The sequence below is a fragment of the Pelomonas sp. KK5 genome, from assembly GCF_001984095.1.
Taxonomy (GTDB): Bacteria; Pseudomonadota; Gammaproteobacteria; order Burkholderiales; family Burkholderiaceae_C; genus KK5.
In genome coordinates this window covers 1-4,150 of sequence record NZ_LYVQ01000355.1, presented here as the reverse complement: position 1 = coordinate 4,150, position 4,150 = coordinate 1, and the positions used below count along the sequence as shown (strand labels likewise).

General features: G+C 68.0%; 6 protein-coding genes. 5 read left to right on the top strand and 1 reads right to left on the bottom strand.

What is annotated here, in order from left to right; all coding sequences use genetic code 11:
• Positions 1 to 23: 23 nt before the first annotated feature.
• The 5 genes from rimM to B0W88_RS30100 all read left to right on the top strand — a co-directional run bounded on the left by rimM (position 24) and on the right by B0W88_RS30100 (position 3,724).
• On the top strand, positions 24 to 641 hold the full coding sequence (gene rimM / locus B0W88_RS30120; RefSeq protein ID WP_077038196.1) for a ribosome maturation factor RimM: 618 nt from the start codon (positions 24 to 26) through the stop codon (positions 639 to 641).
• 5 nt (positions 642 to 646) lie between these two features.
• Positions 647 to 1,402 (top strand): tRNA (guanosine(37)-N1)-methyltransferase TrmD, encoded by a 756-nt coding sequence (trmD, locus tag B0W88_RS30115; protein WP_077038195.1) that lies wholly within the window; start codon positions 647 to 649, stop codon positions 1,400 to 1,402.
• Between the two features lie 107 nt (positions 1,403 to 1,509).
• The gene (gene rplS, locus B0W88_RS30110) at positions 1,510 to 1,863 is read left to right on the top strand and encodes a 50S ribosomal protein L19 (protein ID WP_077038194.1); all 354 of its coding nucleotides are present in this window, start codon (positions 1,510 to 1,512) and stop codon (positions 1,861 to 1,863) included.
• 70 nt (positions 1,864 to 1,933) lie between these two features.
• Positions 1,934 to 2,614, top strand: a complete 681-nt coding sequence (locus tag B0W88_RS30105; RefSeq protein ID WP_077038193.1) for a CoA pyrophosphatase — start codon at positions 1,934 to 1,936, stop codon at positions 2,612 to 2,614.
• A 117-nt stretch (positions 2,615 to 2,731) separates the two neighbouring features.
• Positions 2,732 to 3,724 carry a CobD/CbiB family protein gene (locus tag B0W88_RS30100; RefSeq protein ID WP_077038192.1) on the top strand — a complete coding sequence of 331 codons (993 nt, stop codon included), beginning with the start codon at positions 2,732 to 2,734 and terminating at the stop codon, positions 3,722 to 3,724.
• Here the strand turns inward: B0W88_RS30100 and B0W88_RS30095 are convergent.
• A partial coding sequence (locus tag B0W88_RS30095; protein WP_233151896.1) for a methyl-accepting chemotaxis protein occupies positions 3,725 to 4,150 on the bottom strand: 426 nt, incomplete at its 5' end.

Here is a 4,150-nt window from a genome sequence, read left to right as displayed (position 1 = left end):
CTGCCGACTGCCAGCCCGCTGCCATGACCGAATCGATCGCCAAGACTTCTGCCGCCGCCGATGACGCGGCCTGGCCTGACGACGCGATCGAGGTCGGGCGCGTGCTGGACGCCTGGGGCATCAAGGGCGGGGTGAAGGTGCAAGCCTACTCCGCCGATGCCGAGGCGCTGTTCGGTTCCCGGCGCTGGTTCCTCCAGCCGCCCGAGACCGACAAGCCGATGATGGCCAAGCCTGCCAAGGCGGCGGCCATTCCCCGGCTCATCAAGATCACCTCGGTGCGTGACCATGGAGAGGGCATCGTCGCCACGATCCAGGGCGTCACGGACCGCAACGGGGCCGAGGCGCTGCGCGGTGCGCGCATCTTCGTGTCCCGCTCGACCTTCCCGAGCGCCGATCCCGACGAGTACTACTGGGTCGACCTGATCGGCCTGTCCGTCGTCAACCGCCAGGGCGAGGCCCTGGGCACCGTCGAAGGCCTGCTCGACACCGGCCCGCACAGCGTGCTGCGCATCATCCCCGCCGGCCTGACCGCGCCGGTGAAGCCCGACCAGGAGCGCCTGGTGCCCTTCGTCGCCGCCTTCGTCGACGACGTGGATCTTGAGCAGCGCCTGATCACCGTCGACTGGGGCCTGGACTACTGAAGTCCATGCGTTTCGACGCCATCACGCTGTTCCCCGAACTGTTCGGGCCGTTTCTCAACCAGGGCGTGAGCCGCCGTGCGTTCGAGTCGAAGCAGGTGGACGTGCGCCTGTGGCAACTGCGCGATTTCGCCGACAACAACTATCGCCGCGTCGACGACCGCCCCTTCGGTGGCGGCCCCGGCATGGTCATGCTGGTCGAGCCGCTGGAGCGTGCGCTCGCGGCCGTGAAGGCCGATCGTGGCGAGGAAGAGCAAGCGCCTGCCGTCATCCACTTCACCCCGACGGGCCGCAAGATGGACCAGGCCCTGATGCAGGAACTGGCGCAGGGGCAGGGCGGCATCCTGCTGTGTGGCCGCTACGAGGGCATCGACCAGCGCTTCCTCGATCGTCATGTGACGCTGGAGCTGAGCCTGGGCGACTTCGTGCTGTCGGGCGGCGAACTGCCTGCGATCGCCATGCTGGACGCGGTCGCGCGGCTGCAGGACGGCGTGCTCAACGATGCCGCCTCGCACCAGCAGGACAGCTTCTCCGACGGCTTCCTGCTCGACTGCCCGCACTACAGCCGGCCCGAGGTCTTCGAGGACCAGCCGGTCCCCGCGGTGCTGATGTCCGGCCATCACGCCAACATCGAGCGTTGGCGCCGCGAACGTTCGCTGGAAATCACGTTCGAGCGACGGCCCGAACTGATCGAGGCGGCCCGCGCGGCGGGCAAGCTCAGCAAGGCGGACGAGCGATTCCTCTCGCAGCTGGGCAAACCCTGAATTCCCGGCTATACTAGCGGGCTGTCCGATCCTCTGGTGGGTCGAGTGTTCAGTTCAGAACGCTCATAAAGAAACCCAGACGCCGCCACGATCACTAGGAGAAACAGATGGACCTGATCCAAACCCTCGAGCAAGAAGAAATTGCTCGCCTGAACAAGACCATCCCGGCCTTCGCCCCTGGCGACACCGTGATCGTCAGCGTCAACGTCGTCGAAGGCACCCGCAAGCGCGTGCAGGCCTACGAAGGCGTCGTGATCGCCAAGCGCAACCGTGGCCTGAACTCCTCGTTCATCGTCCGCAAGATCTCCAGCGGTGAAGGCGTGGAGCGTACGTTCCAGCTGTACAGCCCGCTGATCGCTTCGATCGAAGTGAAGCGCCGCGGTGACGTCCGTCGCGCCAAGCTGTACTACCTGCGTGAGCGTTCGGGCAAGTCGGCTCGTATCAAGGAGAAGCTGTCCTGATCGGACGCGACTCACAAAAAGACCGCCCTCGTGGCGGTTTTTTTGTTTCCGGACCTATGCTTCGTTCCTGATGATCCGTCCTCCGATTCTCAATGCCAGCGCCCAGCCCGTCGAAGGCACCGACGCGCACCTCCCGGCAGTCCCTGCTGATCGACTGACCCCCGATGCGCTGCGCAGCCGCTTCGCCGACCCGCCGCTGTGGCAGCCCGAGTTCCCGGGCGACGGCGGCGTGTTCGCCAACAAGCCGCCCGCTGCCGCCTCGGTGCTGATCCCGCTGGTGATGCGGCCCGAGGGTGTCACCGTGCTGCTGACGAAACGCACGGACCACCTGCGGGCCCACGCCGGCCAGATCAGCTTCCCCGGCGGCCGCGCCGAGCCGGACGATGCCGACCCGAGGGCGACCGCGCTGCGTGAGACGCTGGAAGAGATCGGCCTCGAGGCCCGCTTCATCGACATCATCGGCAGCCTGCCGCTGTATGCCACGGTGACCTCCTTCCACGTCACGCCGATCATCGCCCTGGTCAGTCCGGGCTTCACGTTAGCGCTGGACGGCTTCGAGGTGGCCGAGGCCTTCGAGGTGCCGCTGGCTTTCCTGATGGACCCGTCGCAGCATCAGCGGCGGCGCTTCGAATTCGACGGCGGCACGCGGCATTTCCTCTCGATGCCGTGGGTGGAAGGCGGGACCGAGTACTTCATCTGGGGCGCGACGGCCTCCATGCTGCGCAACCTCTATCGCTTCCTCTCGGCCTAAGGGGAAAACGCCACACCCGCGCCGCTATCATCCCGGGCCTATGAAGCCCCCACGTTCACTTCGTTCACTGCCCCCCGAGGGGGCGCGCAGCGCCTTCGGGCGGCCGGGCGGCGCCGCATGAACTTCTTTGCGGTCCTGCTGGCCCTGCTGCTGGAGCAGCTCAAACCCTTGCGACATGGCAACAGCATCCACCAGGCCGTGATCGGCTGGGTGCGCTGGACCGGCCGCAATTTCGACGCCGGCGACGAGCATCACTCCACCATCGTCTGGCTCATCACGGTGACCGGCCCGGCGGCCGTCGCGGCCGCTGTGCACCTGCTGCTGCGCCACTACCTCGGCTTCGTGCTGGCGCTGGTCTTCGACGTGGTGATCCTGTACCTCACGCTGGGCTTCCGCCAGTTCAGCCACTACTTCACCGACATCCGCGATGCGCTGGAGCAGGGCGACGACATGGAAGCCCGCCGCCTGCTCTCGGCCTGGCGCCACCTGGACGCCAGCGAGCTGCCGCGCACCGAACTGCTGCGCCATGTGATCGAGCATTCGCTGCTGGCCGCGCACCGCCACGTGTTCGGCGTGTTCTTCTGGTTCGTCGTGCTGTCCACCGTGGGCCTCGGCCCGGCCGGCGCGGTGCTGTACCGCATGGCCGAGTTCGCCGGCCGCTTCTGGGCCTTCAACAGCCGCACGCTGGATGCGCCCACCAACGAGCGGCTGATGCAGCTCTCGCGCCGCATGTTCGGCTGGATCGACTACATTCCCGCCCGCATGACCGCCACCGGCTTCGCCATCGTCGGCAACTTCGAGGAAGCGGTGAACGGATGGCGGCGGGATGCCTCGCTCTGGCTGCACGCCAACGAGGGCATCATCCTGGCCTCGGCGGCGGGCGCCCTGGGCCTGCAACTGGGCGGCGCCGCGGCGCCGGGCGTGACGCCGGACCGCAGCAAGACCTTCGACTCCGGCGTGGATCTCGACGCCACCGGCGCCGATGGTTCGACCCCGGGCGCGCTGCCGCAGCTGGGCCATCTGCAGAGCGTCGTGGCGCTGGTGTGGCGCTCGGTCGTGCTGTGGATGCTGCTGCTGGCCCTGCTGACGCTCGCCAACCTGGTCGGCTGATCAGCGTCCTTCCAGCCGGAAGGTCTGCACCACCTCCGCCAGTTGCCGCGCCTGCTCGCGCAGCGACTCGGCCGCCGCCGTGCTCTGCTCCACCAGCGCCGCGTTCTGCTGCGTCATCTGGTCCAGCTGGACGACCGCCTCGTTGACCTGCGTGATCCCGTCCGACTGCTCGGACGAGGCCACCGTGATCTCGCCGATCATCGAGGACACCCGCTGCACCGAGGCCACGATCTCGCCCATCGTCTGCCCGGCGGTGGCCACCAGCCGCGCGCCGGACTCGACCTTGCCGACGCTGTCGCCGATCAGGTCCTTGATCTGCTTGGCCGCCTCGGCCGAGCGCTGTGCCAGCGAACGCACCTCGCCGGCCACGACCGCGAAGCCGCGGCCCTGCTCGCCGGCCCGCGCGGCTTCCACCGCCGCGTTCAG